Source organism: Amycolatopsis roodepoortensis (assembly GCF_024628825.1).
Taxonomy (GTDB): domain Bacteria; phylum Actinomycetota; class Actinomycetes; order Mycobacteriales; family Pseudonocardiaceae; genus Amycolatopsis; species Amycolatopsis roodepoortensis.
This window is the reverse complement of record NZ_CP102415.1, coordinates 6,443,200-6,459,224: the sequence shown is the minus strand read 5'-3', so window position 1 is coordinate 6,459,224 and position 16,025 is coordinate 6,443,200. Positions and strand designations below refer to the sequence as shown.

The 16,025-nt window shown below is 67.5% G+C and carries 16 protein-coding genes; 10 read left to right on the top strand and 6 right to left on the bottom strand.

Annotated features, from left to right (window positions below; genetic code table 11):
• The first annotated feature begins 60 nt into the window (after positions 1 to 60).
• Positions 61 to 1,068 carry a DUF222 domain-containing protein gene (locus tag NQK81_RS30940; protein ID WP_257484320.1) on the top strand — a complete coding sequence of 336 codons (1,008 nt, stop codon included), beginning with the start codon at positions 61 to 63 and terminating at the stop codon, positions 1,066 to 1,068.
• A 58-nt stretch (positions 1,069 to 1,126) separates the two neighbouring features.
• Here the strand turns inward: NQK81_RS30940 and NQK81_RS30935 are convergent, their stop codons facing one another.
• The 3 genes from NQK81_RS30935 to metG form a co-directional block, all read right to left on the bottom strand.
• Entirely contained in the window at positions 1,127 to 2,506 is a 1,380-nt protein-coding gene (locus NQK81_RS30935) for a resuscitation-promoting factor (protein ID WP_192744123.1), read from the bottom strand.
• A 413-nt stretch (positions 2,507 to 2,919) separates the two neighbouring features.
• On the bottom strand, positions 2,920 to 3,756 hold the full coding sequence (locus NQK81_RS30930; protein ID WP_126736482.1) for a TatD family hydrolase: 837 nt from the start codon (positions 3,754 to 3,756) through the stop codon (positions 2,920 to 2,922).
• 7 nt (positions 3,757 to 3,763) lie between these two features.
• Positions 3,764 to 5,557: a methionine--tRNA ligase gene (metG, locus tag NQK81_RS30925; protein WP_257484319.1), complete on the bottom strand. Its 1,794-nt coding sequence runs from the start codon at positions 5,555 to 5,557 to the stop codon at positions 3,764 to 3,766.
• Between the two features lie 62 nt (positions 5,558 to 5,619).
• Here metG and NQK81_RS30920 point away from each other — a divergent pair, with 62 nt between their 5' ends.
• From NQK81_RS30920 to NQK81_RS30900, 5 genes are all read left to right on the top strand, one after another.
• Entirely contained in the window at positions 5,620 to 6,213 is a 594-nt protein-coding gene (locus tag NQK81_RS30920; RefSeq protein ID WP_257484318.1) for a PadR family transcriptional regulator, read from the top strand.
• Between the two features lie 87 nt (positions 6,214 to 6,300).
• Positions 6,301 to 7,311 carry an ATP-binding cassette domain-containing protein gene (locus NQK81_RS30915; protein WP_257484317.1) on the top strand — a complete coding sequence of 337 codons (1,011 nt, stop codon included), beginning with the start codon at positions 6,301 to 6,303 and terminating at the stop codon, positions 7,309 to 7,311.
• Positions 7,301 to 8,065, top strand: coding sequence for an ABC transporter permease (locus NQK81_RS30910; protein WP_126736485.1), 765 nt, complete (start codon positions 7,301 to 7,303; stop codon positions 8,063 to 8,065). Before NQK81_RS30915 ends, NQK81_RS30910 begins: the two co-directional genes overlap by 11 nt.
• A gap of 86 nt (positions 8,066 to 8,151) precedes the next feature.
• The gene (locus NQK81_RS30905; protein ID WP_257484316.1) at positions 8,152 to 8,772 is read left to right on the top strand and encodes a glycoside hydrolase family 25 protein; all 621 of its coding nucleotides are present in this window, start codon (positions 8,152 to 8,154) and stop codon (positions 8,770 to 8,772) included.
• A 109-nt stretch (positions 8,773 to 8,881) separates the two neighbouring features.
• Positions 8,882 to 10,159 carry an aminodeoxychorismate synthase component I gene (locus tag NQK81_RS30900; protein WP_257484315.1) on the top strand — a complete coding sequence of 426 codons (1,278 nt, stop codon included), beginning with the start codon at positions 8,882 to 8,884 and terminating at the stop codon, positions 10,157 to 10,159.
• 10 nt (positions 10,160 to 10,169) lie between these two features.
• Here NQK81_RS30900 and NQK81_RS30895 read toward each other — a convergent pair whose 3' ends face one another.
• Positions 10,170 to 11,129 (bottom strand): quinone oxidoreductase family protein, encoded by a 960-nt coding sequence (locus NQK81_RS30895; RefSeq protein WP_257484314.1) that lies wholly within the window; start codon positions 11,127 to 11,129, stop codon positions 10,170 to 10,172.
• Between the two features lie 177 nt (positions 11,130 to 11,306).
• On the opposite strand from NQK81_RS30895, the gene NQK81_RS30890 reads away from it, so the two are divergent.
• Positions 11,307 to 11,783 carry a QsdR family transcriptional regulator gene (locus NQK81_RS30890; protein WP_257484313.1) on the top strand — a complete coding sequence of 159 codons (477 nt, stop codon included), beginning with the start codon at positions 11,307 to 11,309 and terminating at the stop codon, positions 11,781 to 11,783.
• On the opposite strand, the gene rsmI is transcribed toward NQK81_RS30890, so the two are convergent.
• A complete protein-coding gene (gene rsmI / locus NQK81_RS30885) occupies positions 11,780 to 12,616 on the bottom strand; it encodes a 16S rRNA (cytidine(1402)-2'-O)-methyltransferase (protein WP_257484312.1) in 837 nt (278 codons plus the stop codon). The two genes, NQK81_RS30890 and rsmI, sit on opposite strands and share 4 nt — an antisense overlap.
• A 68-nt stretch (positions 12,617 to 12,684) precedes the next feature.
• Between rsmI and NQK81_RS30880 the strand changes: the two genes are divergently transcribed.
• Positions 12,685 to 14,256, top strand: a complete 1,572-nt coding sequence (locus NQK81_RS30880) for a dolichyl-phosphate-mannose--protein mannosyltransferase (RefSeq protein ID WP_257484311.1) — start codon at positions 12,685 to 12,687, stop codon at positions 14,254 to 14,256.
• 84 nt (positions 14,257 to 14,340) lie between these two features.
• Positions 14,341 to 15,384, top strand: coding sequence for a DUF3558 domain-containing protein (locus NQK81_RS30875; RefSeq protein WP_257484310.1), 1,044 nt, complete (start codon positions 14,341 to 14,343; stop codon positions 15,382 to 15,384).
• A gap of 37 nt (positions 15,385 to 15,421) precedes the next feature.
• Here the strand turns inward: NQK81_RS30875 and NQK81_RS30870 are convergent, their stop codons facing one another.
• Positions 15,422 to 15,652, bottom strand: a complete 231-nt coding sequence (locus tag NQK81_RS30870; protein ID WP_257484309.1) for a hypothetical protein — start codon at positions 15,650 to 15,652, stop codon at positions 15,422 to 15,424.
• Between NQK81_RS30870 and NQK81_RS30865 the strand changes: the two genes are divergently transcribed.
• On the top strand, positions 15,645 to 16,013 hold the full coding sequence (locus NQK81_RS30865; protein WP_257484308.1) for a hypothetical protein: 369 nt from the start codon (positions 15,645 to 15,647) through the stop codon (positions 16,011 to 16,013). The genes NQK81_RS30870 and NQK81_RS30865 overlap by 8 nt on opposite strands.
• Positions 16,014 to 16,025 lie beyond the last annotated feature (12 nt).

The following is a 16,025-nucleotide window of genomic DNA, read 5'->3' as shown; positions in this document are numbered from 1 at the left end:
GATGATCATCCACCCGATCGATACCGTGCATTCGTTCGAATCTGCCTCGACAATCGAGGGATGACCAGCACAAACATTCCCAAGGCCTTCCCGCTCAACCTGCCGGAAGGCGACGCCGAACTGCTTCTCGACGAGTTGCGGACTCGGCTACGCGAAGGGCGACGTCTTGTCGCCGAGGTCGGCCAGATCCTGGCCGAGATCGAGTCACGTGGTGTCCGGGACCTCTACGGATACAACTCGATCGCCGTCTTCTACGAACATGTGGCCCGGGTGCCTCGAGCAGAGGCTCAAAGAGTGACCGGCAGAGCGCTGGCGCTCAATTCGAGACGGGCGCGCGACGGCACGTCGATCGACCCCGTCGCGCCCCTGACCGGCACCTCGGCCACCACCGGCGCGTTGGCCGAGGCCAGTATCGACCGGATCGTCACGGTCATGAAGAAGCTGCCCGAGCACGTCACGGCGAGCGCACGGCTCGAGGCCGAGAAGGGCTTGGTCGAACTCGCCGGCGTCGCGAGACCGCGCGACGTCACGGTCGCGGGCACGGAGCTGCTCGCAGAACACGACCCGGATGGAAAACCCAAAGACGACCCCGCTCCGCAAAGGCGGCGGAGCGAGTTCTGGTTGCGCCAGAAACGAACCGGCCGCTGGGACATGCGCGGCGACCTCGATGCCGAGACGGGCGCCCGCCTGAACGCGCTCCTGGTGCCGCGGGCCTATCCGGCCCCTGACAAGGAAGCCGACGACCGTTCGCCGGCAGAGCGTCGCGGCGACGCGTTCGCGGAGATCGTCGAGCTCGCGGAAAGCGACCCGGACATCCCCGTGCCCCGGCAGAGCTCGGAACGGGTCAGCGAGCAGTCTCAGGCTGCCGAGCCGGCCACGGAGCCCGCCAACCGTCCCCAGCCCGTCCAGACGCCGCCTCAGAGCCCCCAAAGCCCGCCCCGCGGCGGAGGAGGGCTTCGACAACCGGCCAGGAACGTGGCCCACATACGGACCGCGCGCTGGTGGGCGAGATTCTCCAGACCGAGGGCCGGGAACCCGGCTCAGCCACCCAAGCCCCTAACGGCCTGAAGGCCACCTCGCGGGCGAACCCACACGGTGACCTTCAGGAAAGGGGAATGATCTGGCGTCAGGCCTTCTTGCCACAGTGCGGCCAAGCGCCGTAGCCGCCACGGTCCTCGCGGACCTTCTCGGCGACAGCGATCTGCTGGGCCTTGCTGGCCTGGTGCGGGTACGCGGCGTACTGGTCGCCGCCGTAGGCGTCCCAGGTGCTCTTGTTGAACTGCAGGCCACCGTAGTAGCCGTTGCCGGTGTTGGCGGACCAGTTCCCGGTCGACTCGCACTGCGCGATGCGGTCCCAGGCGCCGGCGTCCCCGATGACCGGGTCGGCGGGCTTCTTGGTACCGACCTTGACGATCTTGGGCTTGGCCTCGGTGATGACCTCTTCCGAGACCTTCTCGCGGCCGACCTCTTTGCCGTTGCGCTTGGTGACCTTGTAGGTCACGGTCTTCTGGCCCGGGGTGCCCGGGTCCTCGACCTTGGTCTTGCCCTTTTCGAGGTTCGGGTCGTCGACCTTCTGCTCGGGCGGCGCGATTTCCTCGTTCTGCTTGACCATGGTGACGCCGGTCCGGCTGATGTGGACCTCGGCGCCGTCGACCAGCTTCACGTCGAGACCGCCGACGGCCTCGTCGTCCGGGCCGAGGGTCATCCGGAGCTCACCGAGGAATTCCTTGGTGGTGACGGAGTTGGTCTGGACCTTGCGCGGTTCGTTCGCGCCGTCGTAGACCGTGACGTTCTTGAGGGTCTTGACCTCGACGGTGGCGCCTTCGAGGGGCAGCTCGCCGTTCTGCGGGAGCGAAGTCCAGGTGCCGGCCTTGGCGAGGTCGGCGCGACCGAGCTGGTTCAGCGCTTCGCCGAGGTTGGTCGCGCGGACCCAGGATTCCTGCTGCGGCGCGCCGTCGACGATCAGGTTCAGCTTGCGACCGCGCTCCAGCTTGATGACGCCGCCGTCGCCCACCTCGGCCTGAGGCGAGGGCGAGAGCGAGTCGTGCGCGCCGACGGAGAGGCCGGCGTCTTCGAGGACCTCACCGACGGTGTCGCCGAAGCTGTGGACGGTCTGCTGCTTGCCGTCGACGTCGAGCGTGACGCTCTTGTTCATCGCCATCGCGGCCGCGCCGCCACCACCGAGGGTGAGCAGCACCGCCATGACGGTTCCCTTGAGGAAACGCTTCTTCCAGACCCGGGTCGAGTTCGCGATGACCTCGTCCTTGGTCGCGGCCTTCATCGGCGCGCCCGCGGTGCGGTCCTCGGCCAGCTCGTCCGGGATGACGATCGGCGGGAGCATGGTGGTCTCGGCGCTGATGAGGCGGATCAGCTCGTCGACGTCGACGTCGATCTCGGCCATCAGCATGTCGGCGTCGGGGCCGAGCGCGGCCAGGACGTCCTGGTGGGTGATGCGCGGATCGTCGGAGTAGTCCAGCTCGCCGTACTGCGTGTCGCGGTCGAGCACGGCAACCGAACCGGCGGAAGCTAAGGTGTTCGTCTCTGCGCCGAGGCGCGAGCCATCCTGCCTACTGCTACCAGTCACTGGGTCGTTCCCTTTCCCAAGACGTCGAGGAGCTCGACAACCACTCCACTACGTCCTTCGTCTCGATGCGCGCTTCGGCACACCTCTAGAAGTCCGACACCCGCAGCCAGCGCCATCGTCACGGTTCCAGGCCGTACCTCTCCTGGTTCCGCTTCCCCGACGTGCACTGACGTGACTGTGGGCGTAACAGCCGGAAACCGCTTGAGCGGGTCCCGACCGGCACGATCACGGGACAGTAACGAACCTCGCCGGGTTGCGCAAACACCGCCCGGAGTGTCGTGACGTTGGTCACTCATCAGAGTGGACCATTGCTGATCACTAATGTCGCAATCCGTTCAACCGGTGGTGACTGTCGGCAATCCGAAGACCCGCTCGGCGGTCGTTCGCACCGATTCGGCCACCTCGTGTACGGCCTCGCCCCTGAGCGAGGCGAGGTGCCGAACCGTGTAGGCGGCACAGTAGGGCTCGTTCGGACGTCCGCGGAACGGATGCGGGGTCAGGAACGGAGCGTCCGTTTCGACGAGGTACTGGTCCGCGGGGACGATCCGTGCCGCCTCGTGGAGCCCGCGAGCGTTACGGAAGCTGACCGTGCCGGCGAACGAAAGCACGTATCCCGCGTCGACGCACCGGCGCGCGATGTGCTCGTCTCCGGAGAAACAGTGGAAGACGACCTGCTCGGGCGCGCCCTCTTCCTCCAGGATCCGGAGGACGTCGTCGTGGGCGTCTCGATCGTGGATCATCAGCGGTTTGCCGATCCGCTTGGCGAGATCGATATGCCACCGGAAGGCGTCCTGCTGCGCGTCGTGGGGCGAGTAGTCCCAGTAGTAGTCGAGGCCGGTCTCGCCGACCGCGACCACTCTGGACTCGTTGGCGAGACGCTCCACTTCGGATTTCTCGGGCTCGCCGAAATCCTTGGTACGCGTGGGATGGATCGCGACGGCGGCCCAGACCCGCGGGTCCCAAGTGGACGCTTGCGCGGCCCAGCGAGCGGCTGCGAGATCGTCCGCGACGGTGATGACCCGGGAGACACCGGCGCGTTCGGCGCGGTCGACCATGGCTGTCACATCAGCCGCGGTGACCGCGCCGCACGCGTCGAGGTGGGTATGCGCGTCCACCACCGAAACCGGCAACCTGTCCGGGATCGGCGGCAGTTCCTTCTTCTCCGCACCCATCAGCTGATCACTTCGAGATCGGGGCCCATTCGGGACCGGTCTCGCCGAGTTCCGGGTCCAGCTTGGCGAACAGCGGGGTCGGCTTCTCCAGCGGCTTGCCGACCTCGATCGGCACGGACTTCCAGCGCGCCTGCTCGGCCTTGTAATCCCCGGTGAGGATGGGGTTGATCCGGCCAGGGATGTCGAGGTCCTCGACTTCCTGAAGCTCGGGCTGGGCCGCCCAGACGCCGGTGCCACCGAGCGCCTCGTGCACCTTCTGCGCCGAGTGGGGCAGGAAGGGGGTCAGCAGCGTGTTGGCGTCCGAGACGACCTGCAGAGCCGTGTGGAGAACGCTGTCGCGCCGGGCGGGGTCGTCCTTGAGCTTCCAGGGCTCCTGGTCCGACAGGTACCGGTTCGCGGCGGTGACCACGCGCATGGCCTCGCTCGCGGCGGCCTTGAACCGTGACCGCTGCAAGTGGGCGCCGGCGGTGTCGAACGCCTTACGGGAGAGCTCCTTGAGCTCCTCGTCGGCGGCCGTGGGGGCGTCGGGACGAGGAATGGCCCCGACGTTCTTGTGGGCCATCGAGATGGACCGGTTGACGAGGTTGCCCCATTCGTTCGCCAACTCGAAGTTGGTCCGGCGAACGAATTCGTCCCAGGTGAAGTCCGTGTCCTGGGTCTCGGGCCCCGCGACCGAGATGAAGTACCGCAGTGTGTCCGGGCCGAAATCGCGCAGGAAGTCGTGGACGTAGATGACCGTGCCGCGCGAGGTCGAGAACTTCGAGCCGCTCATCGTGAGGAACTCGCTGGAAACGATCTCGTCGGGCAGGTGCAGCTTGCCGTACTTGCCCGCGACGCCGCCTCGATCGCCCTCGCCGTTGTGGCCGAAGAGCAGAGCGGGCCAGATCTGGGCGTGGAAGGTGATGTTGTCCTTGCCCATGAAGTAGTAGGAGCGGGCGTCCGGGTTGTTCCACCACTCCTGCCAGGCGTCCGGGTTGCCGGTGCGGCGCGCCCACTCGACGCTCGCCGAGAAGTACCCGATGACCGCGTCGAACCAGACGTAGAAGCGCTTGAGCGGCTGGTCGCGCCAGCCGTCGAGCGGGATCTTCACGCCCCAGTCGAGATCACGGGTGATCGGCCGCGGCCGCATGTCGTCGATCAGGTTCTTCGTGAAGTTGAGGACGTTCGGCCGCCAGTCGGTCTTGCTCGACAGCCACTTGCCCAGCGTGTCGACGAACGCCGTCAAATCGAGGAAGTAGTGCTCGGTCTCGACGAACTTCGGCGTTTCACCGTTGATCCGGGACTTCGGGTTGATCAGTTCGGCGGCGTCGAGCTGGTTGCCGCAGTTGTCGCACTGGTCGCCGCGGGCGCCGTCGTAGCCGCAGATCGGGCACGTGCCCTCGATGTACCGGTCGGGCAGCGTGCGGCCGGTCGAGGGGCTGATCGCGCCCCGGGTCGTCTTGGGGACGACGTAGCCGTTGCGGTGCAGCGCGAGGAAGATCTGCTGCGTGACCTCGGCGTGGTTGCCCGTGGTGGTGCGGGTGAACAGGTCGTAGGTGAGACCGAGCCCCTGCAGGTCCTGGCCGATCTGACGCGTGTACTTGTCGGCCGTCTGCTGGGAGGTCATGCCTTCTTTGTCGGCCTGGACGGTGATCGGGGTGCCGTGTTCGTCGGTACCGGACACCATGAGCACCCGGTTGCCGGCCATTCGCTGGTAGCGGGAGAAGACGTCGGACGGGACGCCGAATCCGGACACGTGGCCGATGTGGCGGGGGCCGTTGGCGTAGGGCCAGGCCACCGCAGTCAACACTGGGGTGCTCATGCTTGTTTAGCCTACGGACGTCGTCCAAGGCATTGTTGTCCGGGAGAGGATCGGAGGCCTCGGTGTCCGCCACGCGTCTGCTGGTGCTGGGTGTCGTGCGCATGTACGGCAAGGCACACGGCTACCAGGTCCGGCGCGAGCTTCTTTCGTGGGCGGCGGACAAGTGGGGCAACGTCCAGCCGGGTTCGATCTATCACGCGCTGAAGAAGATGACCACCGAAGGCCTTCTGGAACAGGTCGAGGACGCCGAGCCGGGCGGCGGGCCCGATCGTGTCGCTTACAGACTGACTGAAGACGGCGAGACCGAGTTCCTCGTGCAACTCGGCAGGGCGTTGTCGAGCGACGACGCGACCGGGTACTCGCTGTCGGCGGCGGTCACTTTCATGCCGACTCTCCCCCGCGCGCAGGTGCTGGCCCTGCTAAAGCAGCAGTTGGCGAACATGGAGGCGCACGCCCAATCGACTCATTACGCCCGTGAACACGCTGTCGACCTGGGGAAACCGCCGCACGTGAGCGAGCTGTACCGCCTGTGGAGCGCGCACGCGGAAGCGAACGTGACCTGGATGCGGGATTTGATCGGCCGTCTCGAAGCCGGCGAGTACGTGATGGCGGGCGAGGGCGACGACGAAGCCGTGTTCGGCACACCACCCGAGTAATCAAATTTGACTATGGAACGACTCCTAGGGCACAGTGCGTCCTGCCACTAGTCAAACTTGACTAGATGGGCGCCGAAAGGAGTAGACATGATCAAGGCACGCGGCCTTGAGCGGCGTTTCCGCCGCAAGGGCCGCAATGGGGGCGAGGTCCACGCCGTCAAAGGCGTCGATCTCGACGTGTCGGCCGGGGAACTGGTCGGCTTCCTCGGACCGAACGGCGCGGGGAAGACCACGACCCTGCGCATGCTGACGACGCTGCTCAAGCCCACCGCCGGTGAGGCGACGGTCGGCGGCTGCGACCTGCTCGCCGACCCGCTGGGGGTGCGTCGGCGAATCGGCTACGTCGCCCAGGGCGGCGGCACCGCGCCGGCGAGCAAGGTCATCGAGGAGATCGAATTCCAGGGCAGGCTGTACCGAATGAGCAAGGCCGACGCGCTCGCACGCGGGGCCGTCCTCGCCGGGCAACTGGACCTGGCCGGGCTCGACCAGCGAATGACCTCGACCCTGTCGGGCGGGCAGCGCCGCCGCCTCGACATCGCGCTCGGGCTGATCCACTCACCCGGCCTCGTCTTCCTCGACGAACCCTCGACGGGGCTCGACCCGCAGAGCCGGGCGAACCTTTGGGACCACATCCGGCGGCTGCGCGACGAGCAGGGCGTCACGGTCTTCCTGACCACGCACTACCTCGACGAGGCCGACGCGCTCTCGGACCGGCTGATCGTCATCGACGACGGGAAGATCGTCGCCGAAGGCACTCCGGACTCGTTGAAGGCGCGGGTTTCCGGCGACAGCGTCGTCATCGGGGTCTCACCGGAGTCGGCGGCCGAGACCGCTGAGGTCGCGGGCCGTCTCGAAGGGGCGCACGAGCTGACCGTCACCGACGGCACCGTGCGGTTCCGCGTCCCGCGCGGCGACACCGCGATGCCCGAACTGCTTCGGGCGCTGGACGCGCGTGGCATCGCGATGGCGTCCATGCAGGTGCACCGGCCGACGCTCGACGACGTCTTCCTGACCCTGACGGGCAGGAGCCTGCGCGACGCCGAAGAAGGCGCATCGGCCGAGGCCGCGGCGGAGAAGGAGGCCACGCATGTTGCATGACACCTGGTTGATCTTCCGTCGCGACATGCTCGCGGCGTTGCGCAACCCGACGTGGCTGGCCATCGGCGTGATGCAGCCGCTGCTCTATTTGTTCTTCTTCGGGCCGCTTCTGGTGAAGTCGCTCAACGCGCAAGGCCTGTCCGATGTGGACGGCTGGATGATCTTCACCCCGGCGATCATCGCGCAGCTCGCGCTGTTCGGTAGCTCTTTCGTCGGGTTCGGGCTCCTCGCGGAGTACCGGATGGGCGTGGTCGAGCGGATGCGGGTCACGCCGGTGAGCCGGGTGGCGCTGTTGCTGGGCAAGGTGCTCGCCAACGCGCTGCAGACCATCGTCCAGGCCCTGCTCATCATCGCGCTGGCGTATCTGGTCTTCGACCTGAACGCGCCGTTCGGTGGCGTGGTGCTCTGCCTGGCGATCGTCTTCCTTTTGGCGATCACGTTGGCGTCGTGCTCGTACGCGCTGGCGTTGACGCTCAAGAGCGAAGATTCCTTCCCAGCTCTGCTCAACGCGGTTCTCATGCCCCTGCTGCTGCTTTCCGGAATCCTGATCCCGATCACCGCGGGCTCGGCGCCGGAGTGGCTGTACACGATTTCCCGCATCAATCCGTTCCGGCACGTGGTGGACGTCGAGCGGAACAGTTTCCGCGGTGACTTCTCGATGGACGCCCTGTTCACCGGGAGTGTCGTGGTGCTGGTCATGGCCGTTCTGGCCATCTGGTGGGGCTCGCGGACGTTCCAACGCGAAAACGCCTGAGACACGCTGTACCGAAAGGTCACCTTGCGGCCGCTCCGCGGACGTAGGGTGACCTTTCGGTCGTACTGGGGCGAAATTCGAGGCAGGTGAGTTCGATCGACCCGGAAGGTGAGCACGGCGTCACCCTGTCCCACCGCGAGACGGTGACGGACTGGGCGGCGGTGCGTGGCGCCGACATCCGGTTCGCTTCGGTCACCATCACCGAAAACACCAACTGGCGGGACGCCGCGGCGGAACGCAATCTCACCGGCGCGCAGCACGCCGGTATCCACACCGGCGCACGGCACTACGCCCGTCCAGGCGCCGTCCACGACCAGGCCGACCATTTCGTGCGGACGGCGAGCGTGCTCGGCGCCTTCTCCCCCGGGTCGCTCGCGCCCGCGCTCGAGGTGGAGGCGCCCAGCGTCGACGACCGGTTCATCAAGGCGTGGATCAAGCACGTCAGGAACGCGGCGCGTGTCGAGCGCGTCCTGGTGTACGCGGGGCTCGACTGCTGGACGAACCGCTTGCACCCGGACAAGTGGGCGGACAGCGAAGTGGTGTTGTGGCTGGTCAGGCACAACGAGATCCCCGGAAGGCCGGGATGGTTCCACTCGCGGCTGGGCTTGCATCAGCACGGTTTCGGCACCGGGCTGCCCGGTGTGGACGGACCGATCGCGCAGGACACCGTGGTCTACCCGTTCAAGCTCACGGATGTGCTTCTGTAGTGCCCATTGCGTGACGACGGGTGTGCACGACGTCACCGCGTGGTCGCGGATCTCACTTTCCGCCCGGCGCGGGTTGCGTTTCCGGCGGTCCGAACGGTGACAATGTCGCGTGCGGTTGATGTGCCGGAGGCTGCGGACGGACGTCGGGCCCGAACGGGCACTGGCGGTCCTCGGTGCGCGCGCCGAGAAGCTCGGGCTCGCACCGCCCGCCGCACTGTGCGGAGAGTGGTTCTCCTCGCGCGCGGTCATCGCGCTCAACGCTTCCCTGACTCCTGTGCGGAACGTGGCGGAAGCGTTCGCGATCCCGGCCCGGCTGCCCGAAGTTCGCGACGCGATACCCGGCGCGGTCGGCGGCGGCTGGTTCGGTTACCTGGGTTATGACCTGACCGATCCCTCCGGCCGGTCCGGGCCGCTTCCTCCGGCCGCGTGGGCCTGGGTCGATCGGATTCTCCGGCTGGACGCCGACGGCTCGTGGTGGTTCGAAGCCCTGGTTCACGACGGCGATCCGGATCCGGTCGGGGAAGTGGCCGCGGTGGAATCCGCGCTCGCCGAGGTTCCCGAAGCGACGACTTGGAGTTCCGGCCCGTTGTCGCGCCCGCTTCCGTCGGAGCACTACGACGCGGTCAAAGCCTGTGTGCACGCGATCGAAGCCGGCGAGCTGTTCCAGGCGAACATCTGCGCTCGTTTCAGCGGACGGTTCACCGGCGACCCGATCGCGTTGTTCGCCGAGGGCGCGCGTCGCCTGGGAGCACGCCGGGCGGCGTTCCTCAGCGGCGACTGGGGTTCGATCGTGTCGTTCTCCCCCGAGCTTTTCCTTGCCAGGCATGGGCGGCACGTCCGGTCGACGCCGATCAAGGGCACCCTGCCGCGGCGGAACGCCTCCGACGCGCATCTCGCGCAGCGGCTGCGGGAATCCACCAAGGACGTCGCGGAGAACGTGATGATCACCGATCTCGTCCGCAACGATCTCGGGCGGGTGTGCGCCACCGGCACCGTGCGGGTTCCCGAGCTGCTCGCGGTCCGGCCCGCGCCGGGGGTCTGGCATCTGGAGTCCACTGTGGAGGGATCACTCGCCGACGGCGTCGACGACGCGGCGCTGCTGGCGGCCACCTTCCCGCCGGGCTCGGTCACGGGCGCGCCGAAGATCCGCGCGCTGGATCTGATCGCCGAACTGGAGCCGGCCGCGCGTGGCGTCTACACCGGCGCGATCGGGCTCGTTTCGCCGATCGCCGGAATGGAACTCAACGTCGCGATCAGAACCTTCGAAATCCACGAAGGCACGATCGCGCTGGGAGTCGGCGGCGGGATCACCGCCGACTCCGACAGCGAAGCGGAATGGCAGGAATGCCTGCACAAGTCCGCTCCGCTGGAGCGCCTGCTCGACTGACTACTCGGTACTACTTGGCAGGATCCAGCAGGAGCTTGCCCATCGTGCCGCGCGAGCGCAGAGCCTCATGGGCGGCGCGTGCGTCGGACAGCGCGTACTCACCGCCGGCGATGGCGCGGACCCGGCCGGCGAGAGCCAGCTCGAAAAGCTCGTCGAGCGTGCGCCCGAAGACGTTCCCGGGGAGCTTGAAGGCGTGCGGCAGCCACATCCCGGCAACGGTGGTGCTGTGCCCGAGAAGGTTGCGGGCTTCGATCGGCTTCGGGTTCTCGCGGCTGGCCATGCCGTAGAACGCGAGGCGGCCGAACGGCGCGAGGGCCGCGATGCTCTGGTCCGTGACCGCGCCGCCGGTCATGTCGAGCACGATGTCGACGCGTTTGCCGCCGTTCGCCTCACGAAGCGCGTCCGTCATGTTCTCGGCGCGCGAATCGATGGCGACGTCGGCGCCGAGTTCGAGGGCGAGCGCGCGCTTCTCGTCGCTGCTGGCGGTCGCGATGACCCGGCCCGCTCCCCAGGCCTTCGCCAGCTGCACGGCGATGGAGCCGACCCCGCCCGCGGCGGCGTGCACAACGACGGATTCGCCGGGTTCGAGGTGGGCGCTCTTGCGCAGCAGGAGCGACGCGGTGGTGCCCTGGACGATGAAGGAGAGCGCGGTCAGGTCGTCGACGCCGTCCGGCACGCCGAAGCTGGTGACCTCGTCGGCGACCGCTCGCTCGGCGTAGCCGCCGCCACCGTTGAGGAGCGCGACGACACGCTTGCCGTCCGCGGTGCGGCCGACGATCTCTCCGCCGGGGACGAGCGGGAGCTTGCTCGGGGCGAGATACGAGTTCTCGGCCTGGTGGGTGTCGGCGTAGTTGACGCCGATCCGGTCGACCTCGACCAGTTGCTGACCTGGGCCCGGGACGGGCTCGGGGAGGTCGACGAGGTTGAGCACCTCGGGTCCGCCGAATTCGGTCACCTGTACTGCGCGCATCCGCATCCTCCTCGTCGAGATGAGACATTCTTGCATATGTCTCATGCTTGAGACATGCCGTGATATGTTTCACTCATCGAAACCGCACTCGAACGCCAGCTGACCTCACCGCGCCCGGACGCCCTGCGCGCGTTCACGATCGCGCGCGCCCGGTTCCTGGACGGGCGCCGGGTGGACATGGGCGAGCTCGCCGGTGAACTGGGGATCAGCCGGGCGACCCTGCACCGGTGGGTCGGCGGCCGGGATCAACTGCTCGGCGAGATCCTGTGGTCGATGACCGTCGAGGTCTTCGAAGCGCGCGCTTCGGGCAAGCTCGGCCGCGGCGCGGAAGGGATCGCGGAACTCGTCGGCACCTTCGTCCGGACCGTGAACTGCTCGAAACCGTTCCGGGAGTTCCTGCGCAACGAGCCCGAGCGGGCGCTGCGGATCCTCACGACGAAGGCCAGCGTGGTGCAGAGCCGCGCGATCGCCAAAATGCGCGAATTCCTCGACGAGGAGGTCACGGCCGGGCGGCTCACGCCACCACTGCCGGTCGAGGACCTGGCCTACCTGCTGGTGCGGATCGGCGAGTCCTTCATCTACACGGACGTCATCACCGGCGCGGAGCCCGATGCCGTGAAGGCACACGCGGCCGTGACGGCCCTGCTCTCCTAGCTCTTCCGGGACGCGAGAACAGCGTCGTAAAGCTCCTTTTTCGACACTCCCGCGGCTTCGGCGACCTCGGCGGCAGCTGACTTCAGGCGCTCACCCGCCGAGACACGCGACGCGACCTCCGAGACCAGGTCCCCGACGCTCACCGAACGCGGCGGCGCGCCGGCGAGGACGACGGTGATCTCGCCTTTGACCCCGTCGGCGGCCCAGGCCGCCAGATCCGGCAGATTGCCGCGTTTGACCTCTTCGTAGGTTTTGGTCAGTTCACGGCAGACGGCGGCGCGCCGGTCGGGCCCCAGGACCTCGGCGGCGTCGGCGAGAGTGCTCGCGAGACGGTGCGGAGATTCGAAGAACACGGCCGTGCGGGGCTCGTCCTTCAGCGAACCGAGCCATTTCGCGCGTTCGCCGGGCTTGCGCGGGGCGAAACCTTCGAAACAGAAACGGTCACAAGGCAGGCCGGAGAGCGCCAGTGCCGTGGTCACCGCCGACGGGCCGGGCAGGCAGGTCACCGGCACGTCCGCCTCGACGCAGGCCGCCACCAGGCGGAACCCGGGATCCGAGACACTCGGCATGCCGGCGTCGGTCACCAAGACCACCGTTTCGCCCGCTTGGAGCGATTCGAGCAGTTTCGGCAGGCGAGCCGTCTCGACGTCTTCGTAGAAGCTGACGACGCGCCCGACCGGAGAGACGTCGAGAGCCGCAGTGAGGGAGCGCAGACGACGGGTGTCTTCGGCGGCGATCACGTCGGCCGTCGCGAGGGCTTCGGACAGGCGCGGCGAAGCGTCACGGACGTCTCCGAGCGGGGTGGCTGCCAGCACGAGGCGTCCTTCGGTCATTCCCGAAGGTTAACCGGTTCGCAGATCCGGACACCGAGTTCACTCTTCCGCCCGTAGGATCATGCCCCGTGACCGCACTGCTGACCCGGGACAACGAGAGCGTGCGGCCGGATCCGGTCGACGCGCTCAGGCCACCGAGTGACCGGGAGGCCACCCTCCTTGGCCGCGGCATGCCGACCGATCGCCTGCGCGGCTGGATCGTCACGCTGGTGCTGACGCTCATCGGCGGCATCGTCCGGATCCAGAACCTGGGAACGCCCACGGACAAGGGCACGCCCGTCTTCGACGAGAAGCACTACGTCCCCCAGGCGTGGCAGATGCTGCGCAACGGCGGTTACGAGGACAACTACGGCTACGAACTGATCGTCCACCCGCCGCTGGCGAAGCATCTCATCGCGATCGGCGAATGGCTGTTCGGTTACAACGCCTGGGGCTGGCGGATCATGCCCGCGCTGGCGGGCACGCTGATCGTCTTCCTCATCATCCGGATCGCCCGGCGTCTCACCCGCTCGACCCTGCTCGGCGCGGTCGCGGGGATCCTGGTGATCAGCGACGGTGTCCTGCACCTGCAGTCCCGCATGGGGATGCTCGACATCTTCATCGCGTTGTTCGTCCTCGCCGCGTTCGCCTGCGTGCTGTGCGACCGCGACCAGGTGCGGCAGCGGCTCGCCGTGGCCGTCCGTGAAGGCTGGATCGACGAGTCCCGCTTCGGCCCGAAGCTGGGTTTCCGGTGGTGGCGGTTCGCCGGCGGCCTGATGATCGGGCTGACCTTCGGCGTCAAGTGGTCGGCGCTCTACTACATCGCCGCGTTCGGCCTGCTCACCGTTTTCTTCGACGTCGCCGCGCGCCGGGCGGCTGGGGTGCGGCGGCCGTGGGTCGGCACGCTGCGCCGCGACGTGCTGCCCGCGCTGTGGGCGATCGTCGTCATCCCGGTCCTGGTGTACCTCGCCTGCTACTGGGCCTGGTTCGCGAGCGAGACCGCGACCGACCGCAACTACGTGGCGATCAAGGACATCGATCCCGGGTTCTGGGCCTGGATGCCGCCGGCGTTGCGGTCGCTCGGCGACTACACGATGAACGTCCTCGACTTCCACGCGAACCTGGTGACGCCCAAGGACAAACCGCATCCCTGGGAGTCGAAGCCGTGGACCTGGCCGATGGGCCTGCGGCCGATGCTCTACGCGTACGCGGGCGGCACCGACGCGACCGGCTGCGGCGAGTCGACCTGTGTGCGGGCGACGATGCTGATCGGCACGCCCGCCATGTGGTGGCTGGCCCTGCCGATGCTCGGCTGGAGCGTGTGGCGGTCGGTCTTCCGCGCGGACTGGCGCTACGCCGCCGTGCTCGTCGGTTACCTGGCCGGGTTCCTGCCGTGGTTCACCAACCTCGACCGCCAGATGTACTACTTCTACGCGACGCCGCTGGCGCCGTTCCTGGTACTGGGGTTGACGCTGGTTCTCGGACAGATCCTCGGCAGCGCGAAACGCGGGTTCGAGCGCCGGGGCACCGGCATGCTCGTCGTCGCACTCTACGTGGGTCTCGTCGTGGCCAACTTCGCCTGGTTGTGGCCGATCCTCAACGGCAACGCGATCACCAACGACCACTGGAACGCCGAATTGTGGCTGCCGTCCTGGCGGTGACCACGACCGGTTGCGCGAAGGCCCAGCGAGGCGCCTGAAAGCGACTTAGACTCCCGTCCGAATTGAGGATTTCTGGGGGTCGTCATGTCTCGTTGGCCGGTTCTCGTGGCCGTTGCCCTGCTGCTCACCGGGTGTTCCAGCGCCATCGACGGAAAAGCTTTCCGCGAAGGCTCGGCACCGGGCGCGAGCGATACGAAGTTTCCGCGCTACACACCGCCCGCCGACGGGTCGGGGTTCAGCGATCAGGTGCTCGACCAGCCGCTGGCACTGCCCGTGAAACAAGGCGAGGAAGGCTGCGACTGGCTGGAGTCGATCAAACCGGATCTCCAGCCGCTCGGTCTCGTGAGCACGAAGGGCGTGCTCAGCGGTTGCCAGTTCGTGTTCCCCAACAACAAGGGCGCGCAGGTGCACGCCTACAGCCCGTACAGCTGGATCACGCAGGACTCCCCGGTGATGGAGCCGGTGGAGATCGCCGGGATCAAAGGCCGGACCTACGCCTTCGACCCGGAACCGGCGACGTTCTGTTCGGTCAACATGGACGTCCGCGCCTACGCCTCGATCGCTGTCGATGCCTACGACGTCGACAACGACGAAGGGGGCACTCGCGCGGAGCACTGCGAGCTGGCGAAGAAGGTCGCCGAAGTAGTGCTGAAGAAGTTCGTCCCGCTCGCCGGTGGCAAACCGGCGCCGAGCACCGTTCAGGAGCCTCCCGCCGAAGCGCTGAAGAACGCCGACATCTGCGAAGTCGTCAAGTTCACTCATGCGAATTACGCCGGAGTCAACGCGGGCCGCGAAGGCGCTCAGAAGGGCGAGGGGCCGCTTGGACCGACCTGCACCCACGAAGTCGCCTACGCGAAGGCCGTCGGGATGTACACGAACGGCACGGGCGGCCTGGAAGCCGTGCCGCCGAAAGCGGGCGCGGAGGTCCGGAACGGGCAGTTCGGCACCTTGAAGGCCAGGTTCGAGCAGACCGCGGAGTCCTGCGCCCTGAGCGTCCAGCTGAGCAACGGACAGGTCGTGCAGGTCGACTTCATCGGCAAGAAGAAGGAAGCGATGCCGCGGACCTGCGTCTCCGCTCAGCTCATCTTGTCGGTGTCGATGCTGGCCTTGATCACGGGCGACTCCTGATTTCTCCGATTCAAGTGTGACACTTGCCTTCGAGTTGTTACTCTTCGCTGGTCAACAGCAGCTCGACAGGGGGCATCATGACGATCCGACCGCTCGGAGCGGCCTGTGCGGCCGCGGCGTTGTTCTTGATCGCAGGGTGTGAAGAGCAGACGCCGGGCGCCGCGTCGCCGCAGACTTCGGCCGTTCCGAGCACCTCGGAGGCGCCGGCCAGCAGCAGCGCACCGCCTAGCACTTCGAAGCCTTCGGCGGTCGCGTCCGACGTGACCAAACCCGCGACCGGCGGCGCGGTGGCGCAGACCCCGGACGGGGCCGCGAGCGTGATGGAGGAGTATCACCACGCTCTGGGCGAGAAGGACCTCGACACTGTTTGCCGGATCACCGCGCCGGCGTTCGACGGCGGGATGAAGGAATGCCGGAGCCTCACCCCCGTGCAGTTCGGGATGCTCTCGGCCGACGACGTCAAGAAGCTGAAGTCGACCCGCGTCGACCGGGCGAAACTGCAGAGCAAGGGGCCGGACAAGGTCCTCGTGCCGCCGGGCGCGATCAGCCCGCAGATCGCGATGATGGCCGCGCAGCCCAAGACGTTCACCATGGCCTGGCGCGGCGGCACCTGGGTGGTCATCGACTGAGGGAGAGCAAGG

Coding starts and splice junctions, on each gene's coding strand:
- NQK81_RS30930 (WP_126736482.1), bottom strand. CDS start 3,756: ATGGGTGCGGAGAAGAAGGAACTGCCGCCGATCCCGGACAGGTTGCCG.
- NQK81_RS30875 (WP_257484310.1), top strand. CDS start 14,341: ATGTCTCGTTGGCCGGTTCTCGTGGCCGTTGCCCTGCTGCTCACCGGG.
- metG (WP_257484319.1), bottom strand. CDS start 5,557: ATGAGCACCCCAGTGTTGACTGCGGTGGCCTGGCCCTACGCCAACGGC.
- NQK81_RS30890 (WP_257484313.1), top strand. CDS start 11,307: ATGGGCGAGCTCGCCGGTGAACTGGGGATCAGCCGGGCGACCCTGCAC.
- rsmI (WP_257484312.1), bottom strand. CDS start 12,616: ATGACCGAAGGACGCCTCGTGCTGGCAGCCACCCCGCTCGGAGACGTC.
- NQK81_RS30940 (WP_257484320.1), top strand. CDS start 61: ATGACCAGCACAAACATTCCCAAGGCCTTCCCGCTCAACCTGCCGGAA.
- NQK81_RS30910 (WP_126736485.1), top strand. CDS start 7,301: ATGTTGCATGACACCTGGTTGATCTTCCGTCGCGACATGCTCGCGGCG.
- NQK81_RS30895 (WP_257484314.1), bottom strand. CDS start 11,129: ATGCGCGCAGTACAGGTGACCGAATTCGGCGGACCCGAGGTGCTCAAC.
- NQK81_RS30915 (WP_257484317.1), top strand. CDS start 6,301: ATGATCAAGGCACGCGGCCTTGAGCGGCGTTTCCGCCGCAAGGGCCGC.